The 17,174-nt window shown below is 49.2% G+C and carries 14 protein-coding genes; 9 read left to right on the forward strand and 5 right to left on the reverse strand.

Annotated elements, in window-relative coordinates:
• Positions 1-32 precede the first annotated feature (32 nt).
• Genes XMG59_RS01830 through XMG59_RS01840 form a run of 3 tightly spaced genes read right to left on the reverse strand, consistent with a single transcriptional unit; the run spans position 33 to position 2,771 of the window.
• Positions 33-791, reverse strand: coding sequence for a CLCA_X family protein (locus tag XMG59_RS01830; protein ID WP_173498116.1), 759 nt, complete (start codon positions 789-791; stop codon positions 33-35).
• Positions 792-796: 5 nt separating this feature from the next.
• Positions 797-1,738, reverse strand: coding sequence for a PDR/VanB family oxidoreductase (locus tag XMG59_RS01835; protein ID WP_173498117.1), 942 nt, complete (start codon positions 1,736-1,738; stop codon positions 797-799).
• Positions 1,731-2,771, reverse strand: coding sequence for an aromatic ring-hydroxylating dioxygenase subunit alpha (locus XMG59_RS01840; protein WP_173498118.1), 1,041 nt, complete (start codon positions 2,769-2,771; stop codon positions 1,731-1,733). The genes XMG59_RS01835 and XMG59_RS01840 overlap by 8 nt, the downstream gene beginning before the upstream one ends.
• Before the next feature lie 143 nt (positions 2,772-2,914).
• On the opposite strand from XMG59_RS01840, the gene XMG59_RS01845 reads away from it, so the two are divergent.
• Positions 2,915-3,787, forward strand: coding sequence for a helix-turn-helix domain-containing protein (locus tag XMG59_RS01845; RefSeq protein ID WP_173498119.1), 873 nt, complete (start codon positions 2,915-2,917; stop codon positions 3,785-3,787).
• A gap of 97 nt (positions 3,788-3,884) precedes the next feature.
• Here the strand turns inward: XMG59_RS01845 and glk are convergent, their stop codons facing one another.
• Positions 3,885-4,838, reverse strand: coding sequence for a glucokinase (gene glk / locus XMG59_RS01850; protein WP_173494357.1), 954 nt, complete (start codon positions 4,836-4,838; stop codon positions 3,885-3,887).
• Between the two features lie 2 nt (positions 4,839-4,840).
• Positions 4,841-5,692, reverse strand: coding sequence for a MurR/RpiR family transcriptional regulator (locus tag XMG59_RS01855; RefSeq protein ID WP_173481555.1), 852 nt, complete (start codon positions 5,690-5,692; stop codon positions 4,841-4,843).
• A gap of 294 nt (positions 5,693-5,986) precedes the next feature.
• Here XMG59_RS01855 and gap point away from each other — a divergent pair, with 294 nt between their 5' ends.
• The 8 genes from gap to XMG59_RS01895 all read left to right on the forward strand — a co-directional run bounded on the left by gap (position 5,987) and on the right by XMG59_RS01895 (position 17,086).
• A complete protein-coding gene (gene gap, locus XMG59_RS01860; protein ID WP_173481556.1) occupies positions 5,987-6,991 on the forward strand; it encodes a type I glyceraldehyde-3-phosphate dehydrogenase in 1,005 nt (334 codons plus the stop codon).
• Between the two features lie 127 nt (positions 6,992-7,118).
• Positions 7,119-8,567 (forward strand): pyruvate kinase, encoded by a 1,449-nt coding sequence (pyk, locus tag XMG59_RS01865; RefSeq protein ID WP_173481557.1) that lies wholly within the window; start codon positions 7,119-7,121, stop codon positions 8,565-8,567.
• A gap of 337 nt (positions 8,568-8,904) precedes the next feature.
• Positions 8,905-10,008 carry a sn-glycerol-3-phosphate ABC transporter ATP-binding protein UgpC gene (locus tag XMG59_RS01870; protein ID WP_173494356.1) on the forward strand — a complete coding sequence of 368 codons (1,104 nt, stop codon included), beginning with the start codon at positions 8,905-8,907 and terminating at the stop codon, positions 10,006-10,008.
• A 99-nt stretch (positions 10,009-10,107) separates the two neighbouring features.
• The gene (locus tag XMG59_RS01875) at positions 10,108-11,466 is read left to right on the forward strand and encodes an ABC transporter substrate-binding protein (protein WP_173498120.1); all 1,359 of its coding nucleotides are present in this window, start codon (positions 10,108-10,110) and stop codon (positions 11,464-11,466) included.
• Between the two features lie 136 nt (positions 11,467-11,602).
• Positions 11,603-12,601, forward strand: a complete 999-nt coding sequence (locus tag XMG59_RS01880) for a carbohydrate ABC transporter permease (protein WP_173483173.1) — start codon at positions 11,603-11,605, stop codon at positions 12,599-12,601.
• Positions 12,601-13,752: a carbohydrate ABC transporter permease gene (locus tag XMG59_RS01885; RefSeq protein ID WP_173498121.1), complete on the forward strand. Its 1,152-nt coding sequence runs from the start codon at positions 12,601-12,603 to the stop codon at positions 13,750-13,752. The genes XMG59_RS01880 and XMG59_RS01885 overlap by 1 nt, the downstream gene beginning before the upstream one ends.
• Positions 13,753-13,954: 202 nt before the next feature.
• Positions 13,955-15,289, forward strand: coding sequence for a glycoside hydrolase family 32 protein (locus XMG59_RS01890; RefSeq protein ID WP_173498122.1), 1,335 nt, complete (start codon positions 13,955-13,957; stop codon positions 15,287-15,289).
• A 180-nt stretch (positions 15,290-15,469) separates the two neighbouring features.
• A complete protein-coding gene (locus tag XMG59_RS01895; protein WP_173498123.1) occupies positions 15,470-17,086 on the forward strand; it encodes an alpha-glucosidase in 1,617 nt (538 codons plus the stop codon).
• Positions 17,087-17,174: the final 88 nt, after the last annotated feature.

Here is a 17,174-nt window from a genome sequence, read left to right on the forward strand (position 1 = left end):
GCCTGTCATCGGCACCAACAGCGTTTCAGAAACTACCTAGAAAGCGCATACCCCAACAACCCAAAGTAATCCTCAAACGCCTTATCTATAACAACCGCCTCCCCCTCCAACGGATAGAGCCCTTTTGTATCCCGAACGATATCTTTAGGGTTTATCAGTAAGCTATTCTTTATCTCCGCTCTCGATATCCAAGCCTCAAATGCACGAGCAAACAACTCCTCAGGCAGGCTCCAATAGAGCGATCCTGCTTGCTTATCTAATACAACGGATCGAGTGACATAGTCACTTGGACTCTGCTTATCCTTTGAAAGGTAGAGCGTCGTGTAGAGCCGGTCTAAGGCATCATTCAGCGGATGCACTTTGTGGGTAAAGTCAGCCAACCATGCTGTCGTTGCGAAACATGCACCAACATCCTCTTCGAAAGAGGTCTTAGCCAGATAGTGGTCTAAAGCGTGCGCCCACTCATGAGCCAAACTGCCAATTCCGGCTTTTTTAGCCAGGGCAAGGGTTCTAGCTGAGGGTTGATAGTGCGCACAGACACCGGGACGTCCACCGGTGCCATAATGGAGTGATAGTTCGCCACGAAGTGACAGCGCAAAATTTGGAAGACCGAGAATCTCTTGCAGATCTAACAGAGCAATAAAGAACTCTTCAGCCCGTATCGCCTGCTCTTCAGCGGTGACCCACCCACCAATGCGCACCGAACGAAAATCGAAGAAATTGCGAATCTCATTAAACCCAGGGTTGTGACCCAGATTTCGGGGAGGGCCTCGTCGCCAAACGCGCTGCATTCGTTCTACAAATCAATCTCGATCAGAGGCGTTTTACTGCGTGAACAGCAGACCGTCATTTGTCGATTTGAGGCCTGCTCCTCTTCGCTTTGATACAGATCTCGGTGATCCGGCTCACCGGAAACAACATCAACTAGACAGGTACCACAGACACCCGATTCACAAGAGAGAGGCACAAAGACACCTGCATCCTCTAGAACTTCAGCAATGGTTTGATCAACCGGTACCAGATACTCATCACCGGTCGATTTCAACCTCACGGTAAAGGGCTGATCACCCTCTTCCACTTCTGGAACGGCCGCATTGAAATACTCGCGATTGATCTGATCCGTACGCCAGCCAGCCTCTTTAGCAGCATCAATTAACGCATCAATAAAACGCTGTGGGCCACACACATAGAGCTGCTCATCGGCCTGAGGACTTGCCAACTCAGCTGCGAGATCAAGTCCACCATCACTAGAGAGAGAGAAACGGCAGGCCTCAGAGAAATCACACTGCTGCAGTTGAGAGTAAAAGGCCGCTCTCTCCGGTGACTTTGCTCGGTAGAGTAGATCAAATTGACTTCCTCGTGCGTGCAGTTCACGCGCCATCGCAAGCATCGGCGTTATACCGATGCCTGCCGCAAATAAACGGTGATTGGACGCTGTTTTCAAGCCAAAGTGATTTTGCGACTCATCCGCCTCAATGATGTCACCGACTTCTAGCGCTGCGACGGCTTTAGAACCCCCACGTGATTCAGTTTCAATCAACACTGCAAGTTCATAGTACTGAGTTGATGTGCCAGGGTTACAAATTGAGTACTGTCGGCTCAAACCGGTACCTAGGTGTAAATTGATATGTGCTCCTGCAGCTACTTCCGGCAGTGGCTCGCCTGATACGGATTCCAACTTCAGGCTCACAATCTGATCGGTGAGTGGAGCTTTACTCGCAACCCGCAGCTTAAGCATTGCCCGCCTCCTGTTCTAACTTAATCGCACGCTCAATCATACGGCGCGCCTGAACGCCGCCGGCATCAATATCCAATTTAAGCAGGTCACGATCAGGGTAACGATCCAAGTTCTTCTGCTGCGCTTCCAGTACTTCAAGATCTTCAGTAAAGATACCACCCTGTCCTTCACGAATTTTATCCGTTAGCGCGGCATCCTCAGGCTGGAAGTTTCGCGCCATACCCCAGAAGTAGTGCATTGTTGAATCCGTCTCAGGGGTAATAAAATCGACCACCACACTGCTAGCACGTTTCTCAAGCGGTGCATCAATACCACCGTTACCAGCCAGCGCTACACCCACATCAATCATGATATGACTCGGTGCATTAAAGCGGCAGATCTGCCAACGATCGACGATCGCATTAGGGTCTAACCCCTGAAACTCCATCGCCATCTGCCAGAAGGGTGGTGCTTTAACCTCTGGCATAAAGCGCTCAGTAATGACCTGATCACCCTCCATACGCGTTTTTACCGGCGCTTCATCGATCTCCTTCTGACCGATGCTGGTCGAGTGAACGTAGGTCTCGTGAGTAAGATCCATCAGGTTATCAATCATCAAACGGTAGTCACACTTGATGTGGAACAGGCCTCCACCATAAGCCCAACCATCATTTTCAGCCCAATGAAATTTAGGCAATTTAGACTCATCCGCTTGCGCTTTATCACCCGGCCACACCCAGACAAACCCGTACTTCTCCATCACTGGGAACGAGCGCGTGCAAGGGAATCGATCGGTACGCTGTTTAGGCATCGAGATCGTCTGACCATCTGGTCCCATACGCAGGCCATGATAACCACAGACCAACTCACCCTCTTCTACATACCCCAACGACATGGCCGCACCACGGTGAGGACAAAAGTCTTCAATACAGGCGATGGCATCATCTTTACCACGGTACATAACCAAGTTGTGGTTACAGATGGTGCGACCGAGTGGTTTATCGGTCACTTCAGATGACATAGCCGCGACGTACCAGGCGTTTTGAATATGCATGACGCACTCCTTTTAATTTTATGAAGTCAGTATCTCAATTGGCTTAAGAACTCCCAACTCAAAAAAACGCCAATTAATTGCACTTTTCGGTCAAATAATAGAAATTAAAGGTAAATAACATCAATGGATTTACTTTTTTCGTCATGCAAAGATCTACAAAGTCATCTACAACACCCAACTATGCACTCTACGGTGACAGCCAGAGTGACGCTCAAGCGGGGTTTGTTCATATAGAAACAGTTCAAGAGAGTAGCAGACCCTATCGCGGTGTTATCAAACCGCATAAGCATAGCGATCTATTTCAGGTCTTAATCATTGAACAAGGTGAAGCTGAGATTCAACTGGAGGAGGATCAAGTCTCAATTAACGAACCGGTCATTGTTACGTTACCACCAGAGAACAGACACGGTTTTCACTTTCACAGCGGTATAAGAGGAGTCATTTTAAGCATCGCTCTGCCGATTATTCAGCAAGACATCGATATTGTGACCAGCAGCGCCTCTATTCTTCTTTTGGGGGATAAAGAGGAAGCGGCAAAACAGATACTGACGATCGCAGAACTTTTAATAGAAGAGCAGCAACAACCTACCGATCAACAGAGCGTTTCACTGCAACTGATCCACACACTGTTCGCAATGATCAAAAGAGTGGATACCGCGTTAACATTGAGTGAGAAGCTACCCGATGCGTTGAAACAGTTTTCTCAACTGATCGAAAGAAATTTAGAGAACCGATTGGATATTGATGATTACGCATCTCAGTGCGGAGTTTCAACGAGTACCCTCAATCGTCTGTGCAAAAAGCACTTTGGAAAAAGTGCTCTACAAACGATCAATCAGCGTTTAGCCATTGAGATCAAACGACGGTTAGCCTTCACTCAGAGGTCAATCGCCCTGATATCGGATGAGTTAGGGTTCAGTGATCCGGGTTACTTTACAAGGTTTGTAAAACGGGAGCTTGGCGAAACACCGATGGCGTTTCGGAAGAGGCATCAGTTTGGTGGAGAGAGCGGGTGACAGGCTGAAGGCCAGTCACCGGAGTATAAACCAACTACGAAGCTGCCGTGACTGGCCTTCAGCCTGTCATCGGCTATACCAGTTGTTTTCCAGAGCTTTAAACCAACGCCGCTGCAGCCCCAATCAAACCCGGCTCTTCAGCCGTCATAACATAGGTCGGAATGGTCGACATGTACTGATCAAAACGCCCTTTAGCTTCAAAGCGCTGTCTAAACCCACTCTCGATAAAGAAGTCGAGCATCTTAGGAACAATTCCTCCAGTGACGAATACACCACCCTGGGCTCCATATGAGAGAGCTAAGTTACCGGCAACACTGCCATAGATTTTACAGAACTGCTCCAGCGTCTCTAATGCAAACTGATCTCGCTCTTCAAACGCTAAGCGACTGATCTCGGCAGGTGAGATTCGCTCAACCGGAGAGCCACGTAATTCCGCTAACGCTTGGTAGATGTTTTGAATCCCCATACCCGACACAAGACGTTCTGCTGAGACACGTTCATAACGTTTTAACAACCAACGCAGAATCGCAACCTCTTGCTCTGTGGTCGGTGCAAAATCGACATGCCCGCCCTCGGTCACCAGAGGAATAGACGCTCCTCCTGAGCGAACTAACCCTGACACACCTAAACCCGTGCCTGCGCCCAACACAGCAATAGGGAAATCCTCTAAAGGCTCTCCACGACCCACCTGAATCAGTTGATCACCCGTCAGATTAGCCGCGGCATAAGCCATCGCAGCGTAATCATTGATGACAGAGAGCTGTTCAATACCAAAATGGTTCTGCAGATCTCGCTTTGAAAATACCCAACCGTTGTTGGTCATCGAAATCCTATCGTTGTGAGTAGGACAAGCGATGGCAATACAGCAACGATCGGGAACATCACTTCCAAGATCACTAAGGTACTGTTTAATCGCCAGATCAATCGATGCAAAGTCATCGACTGCTAAATTACGAATATTAGTCGGATTAATAGAACCCGTTTCAACCATGGCAAAACGCGCGTTGGTGCCACCGATATCGGCAATTAGAGAGAAGTTGTCCACACTCATACCTATTTTGCTGGGTAACGTGTCTCTTTTAATGAGTCTTTGATGTTCTTGAGGTGCTTAAGGAAGTCCGGTCCGCGACGTAACGTGACACCCGTCGCCAGTATATCGATTACGGTCAGGTGCATAATACGAGAGGTCATTGGCATGTAGACATCGGTATCTTCTGGTGCATCAACCTCAACAACAATAGAACAGTGCTGTGCCAGTGGTGAATTCGGTGCGGTAATGCCAACCACGGTGGCACCACTCGCACGGGCTAGCTCAGCAATATCAACTAACTCACGAGTACGACCGGTGTAACTGATAATGACAATAACATCGCCTGTAGAAGAAGCAGCCGCAGTCATACGCTGCATCAGTACGTCGTCGTAAGCGACGACTGGGATGTTAAAGCGGAAGAACTTGTGCTGAGCATCTTGCGCAACAGGCCAAGAGGCACCCAAGCCAAAAAACATGATCTGCTTAGCCTGAATCAACTGATCCACCGCTAGATTGATCATCTGTGGATCAACGGTCTTCTTAGCAGTGACCAACGCAGCGATGGTCGCGTCGATGATCTTGTTGGTGTAGCTCTCTGAGTCGTCATCAGGTTCGACACTGCGACTAACATAGGGAACACCGTGTGCTAACGCCTGAGCTAGATGCAGTTTAAAATCTGGGAAACCGGCTGTATTGAAACGTTTACAAAAACGATTAACCGTCGGCTCACTCACCTGAGCAGCGCGAGCTAATACGGCAATAGAGGATCTTGTCGCCGCCTGCGGGTCTGCAAGAATGACTTCAGCGACTTTACGCTCGGATCGGTTCAGCGACTCAAGCTCTGCACTGATCTGCTGCATGATGTTAGATGGCATTAGCTACCTCAACAAATTTCATCGAAATCTAATTAAGTTACTTTAACACACCAAAGGTTAGTAAAAAACTTACGAATTAAAAGAAATTACGTAAGTTAATAACTTTTATGAGAGTAGCCTTAAATAGCGTAAACCCTATGAAAATTGGCTATATACGCTATAAATAGGGTCATTATTGCAAAAAAGAATAGGGATTTTATAACCCATACGATTGAACTTTAGACGAAAGTCGGCAAAACTGTACGTAAATTTACAACATAAACTGATAATAAAATTAGTTACGAGGGTTTTGAAATGACAATTCGCGTTGGCATTAACGGTTTTGGCCGTATCGGCCGCATGGCGTTCCGTGCAATCTACCAAGAGTTCAATGGTGATATTGAGGTGGTTGGTATTAACGACCTGCTTGGGTCTGAATACCTGGCTTACATGCTGAAATACGACTCAGTGCACGGTCAATTTAAAGGCGATATCCAAACCGACAACGGCAACCTAATTGTGAACGGCAAAACCATCCGCCTAACCGCTGAGCGCGATCCTGCTGATCTTGCTTGGGGTGATATCGATGTCGATCTCGTCCTTGAGTGTACTGGCTTCTTCCTAACCGAAGAGGGTTGTCAAAAACATATTGAAGCAGGCGCTAAGAAAGTCGTCATGTCGGCTCCATCAAAAGACGGCACTCCGATGTTCGTTTATGGCGTAAACCATGAAACCTACGCAGGCCAAGCGATCGTCTCTGCAGCCTCTTGTACAACCAACTGTCTTGCACCCGTGGCTAAAGTCCTAAACGACAAATGGGGTGTGAAACGCGGTCTAATGACAACGGTTCACGCCGCTACAGCGACTCAAAAAACCGTTGACGGCCCATCGGCAAAAGATTGGCGCGGCGGTCGTGGTATTCTAGAGAACATCATCCCCTCCTCTACTGGTGCCGCTAAAGCGGTGGGAGTAGTACTTCCTGAACTCAACGGCAAACTTACCGGTATGGCTTTCCGTGTACCAACTACAGACGTATCGGTCGTTGACCTAACCGTTGAGCTAAATAGTGAAGCGAGCTACGAAGATATCTGCTGTGCAATGCGTGAAGCTTCAGAGACAGGCGCTCTGGGTGAAACGCTAGGCTTTACTGATGATGCCGTTGTTGCAACGGATTTCCGTGGTTGTAACAAGTCATCGATCTTCGACTGCAAGGCTGGCATCCAATTGGATGACACCTTTGTGAAAGTGGTCGCTTGGTATGACAACGAGTATGGCTACACCTGTAACATGCTTCGTTTTGCTAAAGTCGTTGCTCAATAAAACTGAACAACCATTTCACACAAACGCCATCTAATCGTGGTATAACTTTCTACAACTCTCTACAACTGAGGGCTAACACTAGTTAGCCCTGCTTACCCACCGAAAGCAAACCGCTTAAGGATTTAAGATGCAACGCAGAACCAAAATTGTCGCTACCCTTGGCCCAGCAACCGATTCACCAGAGGTACTTGAACGCCTCGTTCAAGCGGGTGTGAACGTTGTCCGACTAAACTTCTCGCACGGCGAGGCGGATGATCACAAGAAGCGCGCAGCCATGGTTCGTGAAGCTGCCGCAAAAGCGGGTCGATTCGTTGCGATCTTAGGGGACTTACAAGGCCCTAAAATTCGTATTGCGCGATTCACAGACACTAAGATCCATCTCAAAGTGGGTGATCGTTTTGCTCTGGACTCGAGCATGGACAAAACAGCCGGCACACAAGAGGCTGTGGGTATCGACTACGAGCAACTGGTAGAAGATTGTAAACCAGGTGATGTGCTACTGCTTGATGACGGTCGTGTACAGATGCGCGTTGTTGAGAAGAAGCCAAACCGCTTGGAGTGTGAAGTGACCGTTGGCGGCCCACTTTCAAACAATAAGGGCATCAACCTACAGGGCGGTGGCCTTTCAGCTGCTGCTCTGACTGAAAAAGATAAAGCGGACATCATTACCGCGGCAGAGATCAATGTGGACTACCTAGCGGTCTCCTTCCCTCGCTCGGGTGCTGACATCACAGAAGCACGCGAACTGATGAATGCGGCCGGTGGTGACGCAGGGATTGTTGCTAAGATCGAACGTGCAGAGACGGTTAGCTGTGTCGAAAATATCGATGAGATCATTCTGGCATCCGACAGCGTTATGGTTGCTCGTGGCGACTTAGGCGTAGAGATCGGCGATGCAGAACTGATCGGCATTCAGAAATTGATCATCGATCGTGCACGCACACTGGATCGCACCGTAATCACAGCAACGCAGATGATGGAGTCAATGATCTCCAGCCCCATGCCGACTCGTGCAGAGGTTTTTGACGTAGCCAACGCTGTTCTAGATGGAACCGATGCCGTCATGCTCTCAGCTGAAACGGCTGCTGGTGAGTTCCCAATTGAGACCGTTGAGGCGATGTCTCGCGTCATTATAGGCGCCGAGAAGAACCGTCAATCTCAAGTCTCTAAGCACCGTATGAACGAGCGGTTCCACAAAATCGATGAATCGATCGCCTTGGCGGCTATGTATACGGCTAACCACTTAGAGGGTGTCACTGCGATTATTTCTATGACTGAATCAGGGGCTACACCCCTTCTGATGTCGCGCATTCGCTCTGGCCTACCGATCTTCGCCTTCTCGAAGAATCCAAAGACACAGACCCGCGTGGCACTCTACCGTGGCGTTAAAACCGTTCCGTTTGATTCAGAAGCGGTTCCCAACGAAGAGATCAACCAACGTGCTGTCGAAGAGCTACAGCGTCGTAAGGTGGTCAAAGAGGGTGATATCGTCTTGATTACTAAGGGCGACTACGTCAACGCTCAGGGTGGTACCAACACAATGAAGATCGTTCGTGTCGGACCGAATATTAAGTAACCACATCACGTTAGGTGTCTGGCTTCAGCCTGACACCGGTATATCCCCTCTTATGAACTAGCAGTGACTGGCTTCAACCCGTCACCTGTTTATCTACCTTACGAAGTGACAGTGACTGGCTTCAGCCTGTCATCTGCCTTATCAGCGTCTTCCAGACACCCCATTCTTAACGCACTGCAAAAAATTTAAGAACCCGTTAAGAGGCATTTTTGACTTGTTTCTTAATCGTTCCCTGACTAAATTACGTAGCTACTAAATCGATTAAGTAAAACGTCTGTTTTGCATAATCTTATAACTGCAGGAAGCAGTATTAATAATAAGCAACTGGAGGTTTTTGGTGGCATCGGTCAATCTGAGCAACCTAAACAAAATTTACGGCGAAAAAAGCAAAACGCCGGTCCACATTCTTCATGATGTTAATCTCGACATCACCGACGGTGAGTTTGTGGTATTCGTTGGGCCTTCAGGCTGTGGTAAATCAACCCTACTTCGTTGTATTGCAGGACTTGAAGAGATCTCTTCAGGCGACCTGAATATCGCTGGTGAGCGCGTCAACGATCACACACCTAAAGAGCGTGGCATCGGCATGGTCTTTCAGTCATATGCGCTCTATCCGCACATGTCCGTCTACCACAACATGGCGTTTGGTCTTGAACTCTCTGGCATGCCTAAGGATGAGATCCGCAGCCGCGTAACTGAAGTGGCTAAGACTCTGCAACTGGATCATCTACTGGATCGTAAGCCTAAAGCTCTATCAGGTGGCCAGCGCCAACGTGTTGCTATAGGTCGCGCCATAGTTCGTGAGCCTAAAGTCTTCCTTTTCGACGAGCCTCTTTCTAATTTAGATGCGGCACTACGTGTTCAGATGCGTATCGAAATTGCTCGTCTTCACGGTACGCTAAAGAACACTATGATCTACGTGACTCACGATCAGATCGAAGCGATGACGCTTGCAGACAAAATCGTCGTTCTAAGCGCAGGCCGCATTGAGCAGGTGGGTGCGCCACTGGAACTGTACCACCGCCCTGCTAACCGTTTTGTCGCTGGTTTCATTGGCTCACCGAAGATGAACTTCCTAGAAGTGAGTGTCGATGCAGTCGAGAAAAATCAGATCACGATCTCTCTTGATGGTCACTCTCTGACGCTAGAGCGCCAAACTGATGCTTTTGCCTGCGATAAAGCCGCACTTGGCATTCGCCCAGAACACCTAACAGTAGATGGTAGCGGCGATCTCTTTATTGAGAGCACCGTCAGCCATGTCGAGCATCTTGGTGACCAGTGCATGATCTATATGGATTTGGAAGGTTTGGAATCACCCGTTGTTGTTGTCGCTGATGGCGATGTCACTGCAAAGAGCGGCCAAACATTAAAGCTCGGCATTCCGGTTGAACGTTGTCACCTGTTTGATCAGAACGATCAGCGTGTGCTTCCGGTTGAATAAGAATTTGAGTTTCGTGCATTCGGCATGATTTTCACGGGTTGAGCACCCGGCATAGTGCAAGCCGCTCACACAATAAAATCAAAACAGAGGTTTACCCTGATGACTCTACGTAAGACTCTTTCGGTAGCAATCGCACTTGCTACTCTTTCAGGCACAGCGGCAGCTGAAGGTCTAAAGTTCGATAAAACAGACAACCGTTTCTCTTGGGATTCACTGTCAAAATTCGAAAAGATGGATCTAAATGGCAAAACAATTCGCTTTGACGGACCATGGATCGATGGTGACGAAGCTAACCTTCGCACAGTGATTGCCTACTTCGAAGAAGCGACCGGCGCGACTGTTGAATACAACGGCTCTAACGACTTCGAACAGCTTGTTCTAGTTGATATGAAAGCGGGCAACCCACCCAACCTAGCAGCATGGCCACAACCTGGTACCGTGTCTGAGCTAGCATCACAGGGTAACCTAGTCGCTCTATCTGACGGTGTTGAGCAAGCGGTAGCAACTAACTACGCAGCGGGCCAAAGCTGGGTTGATCTAGGTACTTACAAAGGCGCTGACGGCAAAGAGGCGATGTTTGGTCTTCCATACAACGTTAACTTGAAGTCACTCGTTTGGTACGTACCAGAGAACTTTGAAGAGATGGGTTACGAAATTCCACAATCGATGGAAGAGCTAATTGCCCTATCTGATCAGATCGTTAAAGATGGCGGCACACCTTGGTGTATCGGCATGGAGTCTGGCGGCGCAACCGGTTGGGTTGGTACTGACTGGATGGAAGATCTAATGCTTCGCACTCAGCCACCTTCTGTTTACGACCAGTGGGTTTCGAATGAGATGCCATTCAACGATCCTAAAGTCATTGAAGTCATGAACACCTTCGGTCAGTTCGTGCTGAACGACGACTACGTGGATGGTTCATCGTCAGCAGTCGCTTCGATCTTCTTCGGCGACTCACCAAAAGGTTTGTTCGATACGCCACCTAAGTGTTACATGCACCGTCAGGCGTCGTTCATCCCTGCATTCTTCCCAGATCAGTACAAAGAGACTATTGGAACAGATTCTGACTTCTTCTACTTCCCATCGTACGAAAGCAAAGATCTAGGTAACCCTGTTCTTGGCGGTGGTACGTTGATCACGATGATGAAGGACTCACCAGAATCACAAGTCTTCATGGACTACCTAACTTCACCAATCGCACACGAGTTGTGGATGGCTGGCCAAGGCTTCCTAACACCACACAAAGGCGCGAAACTAGAAGCTTACTCAAGCGACACGCTACGTAAGCAAGGTGAGATCTTCTTGAATGCAACAACCTTCCGCTTCGATGCGTCTGACCTAATGCCAGGTGCTATCGGTGCCGGTGCATTCTGGACAGGTATGGTTGACTTCACTTCAGGCAAATCGGCTGAAGAAGTGACTACCGACATCCAAAAAGCTTGGGATGCTATCAAGTAATAGCGCCCGCACTCGCTTCATCTGCGATAAAGTTCCTACAGATTTGTAGGAGCGATCTCGCAGAGGTCGCGATTCAAAAGAGGGATCAGACTCTTGGTCTGATCCCACTCTCTGATCGACTCATATTGAGACCACTATGACTGAACAGATCTACTCTGCCCTAATCGCGATCCTTATTGGTGTATCGGCGGTTATTATCTACTTCTGGGGCAGCAACTGGATTCTAGATGCACTGATTTCAAAATCATCACGCGCTAATAAAGAGGTACTTCGCGAGAAGATCCGCCCATGGCTATTTGCGGGGCCGGCGCTATTCTTCTTGACGCTCTACCTTGTCTACCCTGTTTTCGAAACCCTGTGGTTGTCGTTCCAAAATTCCGACTCCACAGAGTTTGTTGGCTGGTCCAACTACGCCTGGCTGTTTAATGATGGACAGTTCCACATTACGCTGCGCAACAACCTACTTTGGCTGATCATTGTGCCAACGCTCTCTACTGTTTTTGGTCTCGCAGTAGCTGTGTTAGCCGATCGTGCCAAGTTCGGTACCATCGCCAAATCGATCATTTTCATGCCGATGGCGATCTCATTCGTTGGCGCCTCGGTTATTTGGAAGTTCGTCTATCACTACAACGGTGAGGGCGACACTCAAATCGGCATTCTTAACGCCATTGTGGTGGCGTTTGGTGGCGAACCGCAGTTCTGGTTATCGATGGAGATCTGGAACTCTGTACTGCTGATGGTCATCCTAATTTGGATTCAGACCGGTTTTGCGATGGTGATTTTAGGTGCAGCGCTTCGTAGCGTTCCTGAAGAGACACTAGAAGCAGCGATCATCGATGGCGCTAACCGTCGTCAGCTATTCTTCCGAATCACACTACCGCAAATCATGCCAACGGTCATCGTGGTTTGGACCACCATCGCCATTCTGGTTTTGAAAGTATTCGACATTGTCTTGGCGATGACCAATGGCCAGTGGGAAACCCAAGTATTGGCCAACCTAATGTATGACTGGATGTTCCGCGGCGCCGGTGACTTTGGCCGAGGCAGTGCCATTGCCATCATTATCATGTTGTCAGTGACACCAATCATGGCTTGGAACATCTACCGTTTCCGTAAAGATGAGGCAGGACGCTAATGAGTACACAATCTTCTTTCTTGCCAAGGTTCTTCAACGGCACGGCACTAACCGCCCTGGTGATTCTTTGGCTAGTTCCAACACTGGGTCTGTTTGTCAGCTCTATTCGTGACAAAGATCAGTTGGCGGCATCGGGCTGGTGGACCTCGTTTAATGAGTCAAAACAGGTCACCTTTGCTCGAACCGATCTACCTGAGACACAACAGCAGATCGACGGTCAATTTGTCTTGAGCGGCCAACTGACTGCTGAAGATGGCACCGAGTTCAAGAATATATTGGCGTTCGGCAGCAGTTCACGGGATCCAGAAGAGGTTCCAGCCGGTGAGACGGCGACGCTAAAAAATGGCGCACAGCTTACGGTTAACAGTGACGGTAGTTACACCTATGTCCAGGACAATGAGATTACCGGCAGCCGTGGTAAGCGTATCTTCTTCGCTTACGGTCAACCCCCACGCTTTACGCTAGAGAACTACGACAACGTCTTGGATAAGGGCAAGATCGGTCAGGCGTTTCTGAATACTCTGGCTGTAACCATTCCAGCGACCGTCATTCCTGTTCTGATCGCAGCCTTTGCGGCCTACGCCTTCAGCTGGATGCAGTTTGCCGGTCGTGAGTGGCTGTTCGCTGTGGTTATCGGTCTATTGGTCGTGCCGCTACAAACCTCACTGGTTCCGCTACTGCGTCTCTACTCAGATCTAGGTCAGATGTTCGGCTTTGAGAGTAAGGGCTACCCCGGTGTCTGGATGGCACATACCGGCTTTGGTTTGCCTTTGGCGATCTACCTAATGCGAAACTACATGAAGAGCCTGCCTGGTGATTTGATCGAGAGTGCCCGTGTCGATGGTGCGAGTCACTTCCAGGTCTTCACTAGAATCATTCTGCCTCTGTCTCTACCAGCACTGGCCAGCTTCACGATCTTCCAGTTCCTTTGGGTTTGGAATGACCTGTTGGTAGCTCTGGTATTCCTTGGACAGGGAGAGGATCAGATTGTACTGACTGCCCAACTGCGTGCCCTACTCGGTACCCGCGGTTCAAACTGGGAAGTGCTAACCTCTGGCGCCTTCATCAGTATTATCTTGCCGCTGCTCGTCTTCTTTGCCCTGCAACGATTCTTCGTACGCGGCTTAGTAGCAGGATCAGTGAAAGGCTAAGCCTAAATGGCTGCCGCCTTTCACGGTGACTGGCTTTCAGCCTGTCACCCACTGTGTGGAAATTACTGAGAAAGCAGATGACAGGCTAAAGCCTGTCACTGTTGATATGAACTGAATTAGGTGACTGGCTTTAGCCTGTCACTTGTGAATTAAAAAAACAAAGGTGACTGGCTTCAGCCTGTCACCAAAACAGCGATAAAATATGACCAAACCAGACCAAACACTACCAGAGCACTTTAAAGCTCAGCGCGGTTGGATCAACGATCCAAACGGCTTGGTCTATTTTGACGGTCGTTACCACCTCCTCTACCAGCACTACCCAGAAGGACTGACCTGGGGCCCTATGCACTGGGGCCACGCCGTCAGCTCCGATCTAAATCAGTGGCAGCACAAACCCATTGCTTTAGAGCCTGACGAGCAGGGAATGTGCTTTTCTGGCAGTGCCATTGTCGATTGGAAGGATGACTCAGGCCTATTTGATGGCCAAGCGGGCCTGATCGCTTTCTATACCGCTCACCGTGACAAAAAGGGTTTTGATCGCGGCTACGAGCAGGATCAATGCATCGCCTACTCTAGCGACAGTGGCGAGACCTGGACAAAATATTCAAACAACCCTGTTTTGAGCAACCCCGGTTTTTCTGACTTCCGTGACCCTAAAGTCTTTTGGCACGAAGAGAGTCAGCACTGGATTATGTGTCTGGCAACACGTCAAACCATCTCTTTCTACCGCTCCAAAAATCTACTCGATTGGAGCTTCTGCTCAGAGTTTGGTGAAGGCCAAGGGGCTCACGAATGGCACCCTTGGGAGTGCCCTGATCTATTCGAGTTAATCACCGAAGAGGGTCAAACCGCTTGGGTACTGGTAGTCGGAATTGGCATGACACCCGACATCCACTACGGTTCGTACACCCAATACTTTATTGGTGACTTTGACGGAGTGCAGTTTACTAACCGCAACTCGGCCGACACTGTTTTGCTGTTAGATGAGGGGCGCGACTACTATGCGACACAGAGCTGGTCAGACGCACCCAACAATCAACGACTGGCCATCTCATGGTTTAGCAACTGGCGCTACGCAAATGAGCTCCCCTGCTCAGTCACCAATGGCCAGATGACACTGCCTCGTCAGTTGAAACTGATAGAGAGCGCTGATGGATTAAGAGTCGCACAACAGTTTGCGTGTCGTTCAGAAGCCGAGGTCATTCAGCCAACCGACTCTATTAGGTTGAACAAGGGCAAACACCAGAGCACTCAATTCAATTTGAACGACGGTGAATCGGCCTATTTTGCTTCTAACGATGAAGAGCATCGCATTGAGATCAAACGTATAGAAGAGCGTTACCAGATAAGTATTGGTCGCTCTGTTAATACCGTTGATGACGAGTTAAACCGACACTTTTCGCATCAATACAGCCGGGATTTGAGTGTAAACGGGCCGCTGAATGTAGAGTGGATCTTCAGTGAAGCAGGGCTAGAGATGCTGCTGGCTGATGGATTGATGAGTATTACGCAAAGGTCGTTTCCAGAGCACCCTTAAAAGAGTGTTGGAGCGTCCTTAAAAAGGTCGCGAAGCTTTAAATAGATCTGGGATCGCCTCATCTTCGATAAAGCTCCAACAAAAGCAGGGTCAGACCAGAGGTCAGACCCAAACATTTATACCGGTGTCTGACCTCTGGTCTGACACCACTAATAGAATGATAAAAGTAGAGACAACACTATGAACAACAACCCCTGGTGGAAAGGCGGTATCATCTACCAAATCTATCCTCGCAGCTACATGGACTCCAACGGCGATGGGATTGGTGATCTCCCCGGTATCACATCCAAGCTAGATTACATCGCTTCATTGGGTGTCGATGCCATCTGGCTATCCCCTTTCTTCAAGTCACCGATGAAAGACTTTGGCTACGACGTCTCTGACTACTGCGATGTCGACCCTATGTTTGGCACGCTCGATGACTTCAAAGCGCTGGTTGCTCGCGCACACGAACTCGGTTTAAAAGTGATGATCGATCAGGTGCTGTCACACACCTCGGATCAACACCCCTGGTTTACTGAAAGCCGGTCTAATAGAACCAACCCGAAAGCCGATTGGTATGTTTGGGCTGATCCAAAACCGGATGGCACCGCGCCCAATAACTGGCTATCGATCTTTGGCGGTTCTTCATGGCAGTGGGATACACAACGTCAGCAGTACTACCTGCACAACTTTTTAACGAGCCAACCGGACCTTAACTTCCACAACCCTGAGGTGTTCCAAGCGAACTTGGATAACATGCGCTTCTGGTTAGACTTGGGTGTCGATGGCTTCCGTCTTGACACTGTGAACCTCTACTACCACAGCGCTGGTCTGCAAGATAACCCACCGCATCCAGAGGGCACACCGTACATCAACAGTGTCGACGCTTCGAACCCATATGTTCGCCAAACTCACCAGTACGATTTGAGTCAGCCAGAAAACCTGAATTTCCTGAAAGCGATGCGAGACCTGCTCAATGAGTATGACGATCGAAGCATGGTCGGTGAGATCGGCGTCGATCATACCGATCCACTGCAGCGCATGGCGGAGTACACGGCCGGTGGTGATAAGCTGCACATGGCCTACACCTTTGACCTGTTATCACCCGAACACAGTGCGGACTACTTCCGTCGAGTGATGACCACCTTTAAAGCGAACGCGGGTGATGCTTGGCCCTGCTGGGCGTCATCAAACCATGACGTGAAGCGCAGCGCGACACGCTGGGGCGAGCAAGAGGATCCAAACCAATTCCCACTGGTCTCTATGGCCATGCTGATGAGCCTGCGCGGTAGCGTCTGTCTCTATCAAGGCGAAGAGCTAGGGCTACCAGAAGCCGATGTCCCTTTTGAAGCACTACAAGACCCCTACGGCATTGAATTCTGGCCAGAGTACACAGGCCGTGACGGCTGTCGTACCCCGATGGTTTGGAATGCAGACCAAGGTGCAGGCTTCTCTGAAGCTAAACCTTGGTTGCCAGTCGATCCAAGGCATCTAGCTCTGTCCGTTGAAACGCAAGAGCAGCAAAACGATTCAATGCTTCATAAAATGCGTCAGTTCATTCAATGGCGCCAACAACAGCCTGCACTGATTAAAGGCGATATGGAGTTGGTTGAAGAAACAGGCGAAGCCTTTATATTCACGCGTCAATCTGATGAACAGTCACTGTTAGTCGCGATCAATATGACCGGTACAGAGTTAACGGTGCCCTACAGCGGAGCGATCAAAGCAGTTTTAACTGGGCACGGTTTTAGCGGCCGATACGAACATGGTGCGATTGTACTGCCGCCCTATCAGGCCTTGTTTGCGGAGGTTTGAATAACGTGGATGTGCTCTTAGCAGGCTGTTGGAGCGTCCTTAAAAAGGTCGCGATGCTTTTAACTTAAATGGGATCGCCTCATCTTCG

It is taken from the genome of Marinobacterium sp. xm-g-59 (genome assembly GCF_013283315.1).
Lineage (GTDB): Bacteria > Pseudomonadota > Gammaproteobacteria > Pseudomonadales > Balneatricaceae > Marinobacterium_E.

Coding starts and splice junctions, on each gene's coding strand:
- XMG59_RS01875 (WP_173498120.1), top strand. CDS start 10,108: ATGACTCTACGTAAGACTCTTTCGGTAGCAATCGCACTTGCTACTCTT.
- XMG59_RS01845 (WP_173498119.1), top strand. CDS start 2,915: ATGCAAAGATCTACAAAGTCATCTACAACACCCAACTATGCACTCTAC.
- XMG59_RS01835 (WP_173498117.1), bottom strand. CDS start 1,738: ATGCTTAAGCTGCGGGTTGCGAGTAAAGCTCCACTCACCGATCAGATT.
- glk (WP_173494357.1), bottom strand. CDS start 4,838: ATGAGTGTGGACAACTTCTCTCTAATTGCCGATATCGGTGGCACCAAC.
- XMG59_RS01880 (WP_173483173.1), top strand. CDS start 11,603: ATGACTGAACAGATCTACTCTGCCCTAATCGCGATCCTTATTGGTGTA.
- XMG59_RS01840 (WP_173498118.1), bottom strand. CDS start 2,771: ATGCATATTCAAAACGCCTGGTACGTCGCGGCTATGTCATCTGAAGTG.
- XMG59_RS01885 (WP_173498121.1), top strand. CDS start 12,601: ATGAGTACACAATCTTCTTTCTTGCCAAGGTTCTTCAACGGCACGGCA.
- XMG59_RS01895 (WP_173498123.1), top strand. CDS start 15,470: ATGAACAACAACCCCTGGTGGAAAGGCGGTATCATCTACCAAATCTAT.
- XMG59_RS01855 (WP_173481555.1), bottom strand. CDS start 5,692: ATGCCATCTAACATCATGCAGCAGATCAGTGCAGAGCTTGAGTCGCTG.
- XMG59_RS01830 (WP_173498116.1), bottom strand. CDS start 791: ATGCAGCGCGTTTGGCGACGAGGCCCTCCCCGAAATCTGGGTCACAAC.
- XMG59_RS01890 (WP_173498122.1), top strand. CDS start 13,955: ATGACCAAACCAGACCAAACACTACCAGAGCACTTTAAAGCTCAGCGC.
- gap (WP_173481556.1), top strand. CDS start 5,987: ATGACAATTCGCGTTGGCATTAACGGTTTTGGCCGTATCGGCCGCATG.
- pyk (WP_173481557.1), top strand. CDS start 7,119: ATGCAACGCAGAACCAAAATTGTCGCTACCCTTGGCCCAGCAACCGAT.